The 4,139-nt window shown below is 69.3% G+C and carries 1 protein-coding gene; it reads right to left on the bottom strand.

Features of this window, described 5'->3' with window-relative positions; translation table 11 throughout:
- The coding region (locus ACLEQD_RS38280) for an amino acid adenylation domain-containing protein (protein WP_410390787.1) at window positions 1-4,139 on the bottom strand (4,139 nt) is incomplete at both ends.

Genomic DNA, 4,139 nt, shown 5'->3' with positions numbered 1-4,139 from the left:
GAAGGACGAGCGTGTTGACGAAGAAGCCGATGAGGCCCTCCGTCTCCGCGCGGGTGCGGCCAGCGATGGGCGAGCCCACGCTGAGGTCCTGCTGGCCCGTATAGCGCGCAAGCAGGCCCTGCCAGGCGGCCAGCAGCACCATGAAGAGCGAGCCGCCCTCCTGGTGCCCCAGACTCCGGAGTGCTTCCGTCAATTCACGCGACAGGGTGAAGCCGAGGGTTGCGCCCGCGGTGCTCCGGACAGGCGGGCGGGGGAAGTCTGTGGGCAAGTCCAGCACGGCCGGAGCACCGGAGAGCTTCGTCTCCCACCAGGCCACCTCCTGCCGCAGCGTCTCGCCCGAAAGCGTGCGGCGCTGCCAGTCGGCGTAGTCCGCGTACTGCACCGGCAGCGCGGGCAGGGGTGACGGCTGCCCTGCGGAGAAGGCCGCGTAGAGGGCGGCGACTTCCCGCACCAGCACACCCAGCGACCAGCCGTCGGAGACGATGTGGTGCATCGTGACGATAAGGACGTGCTCGGTTTCGCTCAGCTTGAAGAGCAGCGTGCGGAGGAGGGGCCCGGTGCGCAAGTCGAAGGGCCGGCGCATCTCCATCTCCACGCGGGCCCGTGTCTCGGACTCACGCTGCGCTTCGGGCACGTCGGAGAGGTCCACGAGAGCCAGGGGTTGGTGGCTGTCGGGATGGATGACCTGGACGGGCGCTCCCTCCACCTGGGCGAAGGTGGTGCGCAGGGCTTCGTGACGGCGCACGACTTCTTGCAGGGCGCGCTCCAGCACGTCGGCGTGCAGGTGGCCTTCCAGCCGGACGGCGACGGGGACGTTGTAGAGGGCGCTGCCCGGCTCCAGTTGGTCGATGAGCCACAGCCGCTGCTGGGCGAAGGACAGCGGCAGCGGGCCGTCATGCGACACGCGAGTGAGTTGCGGTGCACTGGTACGGGTGAGTCCCTTCAGGCGAATGGCAAGGGCCTCCACGGTGGGGGCTTCGAAGAGGGCGCGCAGGGGCAGTTCCACGCTGAACTCGGCACGCACGCGCGACACCACCTGCGTGGCCAGCAGGGAGTGGCCACCCAGTTCAAAGAAGGAGTCCTTCACGCCTACCTGGGGCAGGCGGAGCACCTCCGCCCAGATGGACGCCAGCTTCGCTTCGACTTGCGTGCGAGGTGCCTCGTAGGTGCTGCCCGACTGCGGTGCCTCCGGCTCTGGCAGGGCCTTGCGATCCACCTTGCCGTTGGCGTTGACGGGCAGGGCCTCCAGCACCACGAAGGTGGAGGGCACCATGTACTCGGGAAGCCCCTGGCGCAGCTGCACCTTGAGGGCTTCGGCCTCCAGCGACGCATCGGCCCTGGGCGCGACGTAGGCGACCAGCCGCTTATCGGCGGCTTCACCCTTGGCAATAACGACAGCGTCCTTGAGGCCCGGAGCGCGGCGGAGCGCCGCTTCGATTTCGCCCAGCTCGATGCGGAAGCCACGCACCTTCACCTGGAAGTCGATGCGACCGAGGTACTCCAGCCTCCCGTCCACGCGGTAACGGACGCGGTCGCCCGTGCGGTACATGCGGCCACCCGGAGGGCCGTAGGGCTCCGGCACGAAGCGCTCCGCGGTGAGTTCCGGGCGCAGCAGGTAGCCACGCGCCTGGCCTTCGCCCGCGAGATACAGCTCACCCGCGACGCCCACGGGCACTGGCTGCAACGAAGTGTCCAGCACGTAGGCCCGCGTCGCGGGCAGGGGGCGGCCAATGAGGGGCACTTCCTCGCGGCCAACGAGAGAGGCCGTGGAGTAGGTGGTGTCCTCGGAGGGCCCGTAGAGGTTGTAGAGCTTCTGTACCGTGGGGACGGCGTAGACCTGCTTCGCCAGCGTCTCGGGCAGCGCTTCGCCCGCGAGGTTGACGACGCGCACTCCTGGAGGCACGGCGCCCAGGCGCAGCAGCTGCGCCATGGCGGAGGGCACCGTGTTGACGAGGGTGACGTGCGAAGCGGTGGGCAGCTCCGCCAGGTGCAGCGCGTTGCGTGCCACCACCACCGCACCACCGCTGGAGAGAGGCGCGAAGAGCTCGAAGACGGAGAGGTCGAAGTTGAGGCTCGTCGCGGCGAGGGTGCCCTTCAACTCCTCCGGGGTGAACGTCGCCAGGGCCCAGTGGAGGAAGGAGACAGCGTTGCCGTGGGAGATGGCGACGCCCTTGGGACGGCCGGTGCTGCCGGACGTGTAGATGAGGTAGGCGAGGTGCCCGGCGTGGATGTCCACCTCGGGCGCCGTGGTGGGCTGCTTCGCCAACTCCGCATCCGAGTCCAGGCACACCGCTGTGGCCGACGTTTCGGGCAGTGCAGACAGAAGATGGGAATGGGCAACGAGGGCGGGGCCCTGAGCGTCATCCAGCAGCCAGCCCAGGCGCTCACGCGGGTAGCTAGGGTCCAGCGGAACATACGCGCCACCGGCCTTGAGAATGCCGAGCGCGCCGATGATGAGGTCTTCGGTGCGCTCGACACAGAGGCCGACACGGACTTCGGGCCCGACGCCCAGGTCACGCAGGCGGTGCGCGAGTTGATTCGCCTTCGCGTCCACCTCGCGGTACGTCAGCTGCCGCTCCGGCGTGATGACAGCCAGCGCATCCGGCGTGCGGCGCACCTGGGCCGCCACCATCGCGGGGATGCTGGGCTCACGCTGGCTTTCAGTGGCAGCCGGATTCCAGTCGACGAGGAGTTGCTGGCGCTCGGCTTCAGTGAGCAGGGGCAGGTCGCTCAGCCTCGTCTCCGGGTTGCTCGCGATGGCCTCCAGCAGCACACCGAAGTGGACCGCCATCCGCTGGATGGTGGACGCATCGAACAGGTCCGTTGCGTACTCCAGCGTGCCGACGAACCCGTCTCGCCCCTCGCGCAGACCCAGGGAGAGGTCGAACTTGGCGAAGTGGGCCTCCAGCGGCAGGCCCTGGAACGACAGGCCCGGCAGACGCAGCGCCTCGGTGGGCGTGTTCTGCAGGACGAACATGGCCTGGAAGAGCGGGCTGCGGCTCAGGTCCCGCGTGGGCTGCACGGCTTCGACGAGCTTCTCGAAGGGCAGGTGCTGGTGCTCGAAGGCCGCGAGCGTCGTGCCTCGAACCTGGGCGAGCAGCTCACGGAACGTCGCACGCGGGTTCAGCTGGGCGCGCAGGACCAGGGTGTTGATGAAGAAGCCGATGAGGCCTTCGGTCTCCGCCTGGGTACGGCCGGCAATCGGCGAACCGACGCTGACGTCATCCTGTGCGGAGTAGCGAGACAGCAGCACCTGGAAGGCCGCCAGCAGCGTCATGAAGGGCGTGGCGCCTTCCCGCTGGGTCAGGGCCTTGAGGGCTTCCGCGACGTGCTTGGGAATGCGCACCTCCACCATGGCGCCCCGGTGGGACTGCACGGGCGGACGCGGGCGGTCCGTGGGCAGTTCCAACGCCGCGGGCGCACCGGCCAGCTGCTGCTTCCAGTAGTGGATCTGCGCGTCCAGGGCCTCACCCTGGAGCCAGTTGCGCTGCCACGCCGCGAAGTCCGCGTACTGCACAGGCAGCGGTGAGAGGACCGGCGTGCTTCCCGTGGTGAAGGCCTCGTAGAAGGCCACCATCTCGCGCACGAGGACGCCCATGGACCAGCCGTCGGAGACGATGTGGTGCATCGTCACCAGCAGCAGATGGGAGTCGTCCTCCAGACGCACCAGCGTGCTGCGCAGCAGCGGACCCCTGGCGAGATCGAACGGCCGCCGCGCCTCCTCGTCGGCGAGCCGCCGCGCCTCGTTCTCCCGCTGCTCCTCGGGCAGCGAGGAGAGGTCCGTGAGCGGCAGCGTCCATCCCGCCGGAGCGTGGACGGTCTGGATGACCTGGTCCTGGTGCTCGCGGAAGGTGGTGCGCAGGGCTTCGTGGCGCTGGACGAGCGATTCGAAGGCACGGCGCAGGGCCTCCACGTCCACGCGCCCGGAGAGCTGGAGCGCGGTCGGGATGTTGTAGGACGCATCCCCAGGCTGGAGTTGATCCAAGAGCCACAGCCGCTGCTGGGCGAAGGACACCGGCCGCGGGCCGTCTGCGTGCGAGCGGGTGAGCGGAGGCCGGTGGACATTCGAGGTGCTCGCCTGGATGCGCTCGGCGAGGGCGGCCACGGTGGGGGCTTCGAAGAGGGCCCGGAGCGGCAGC

The organism is Corallococcus sp. 4LFB (assembly GCF_046520365.1).
Classification (GTDB): Bacteria; Myxococcota; Myxococcia; order Myxococcales; family Myxococcaceae; genus Corallococcus; species Corallococcus caeni.
This window is presented reverse-complemented; position numbering and strand designations above follow the sequence as displayed.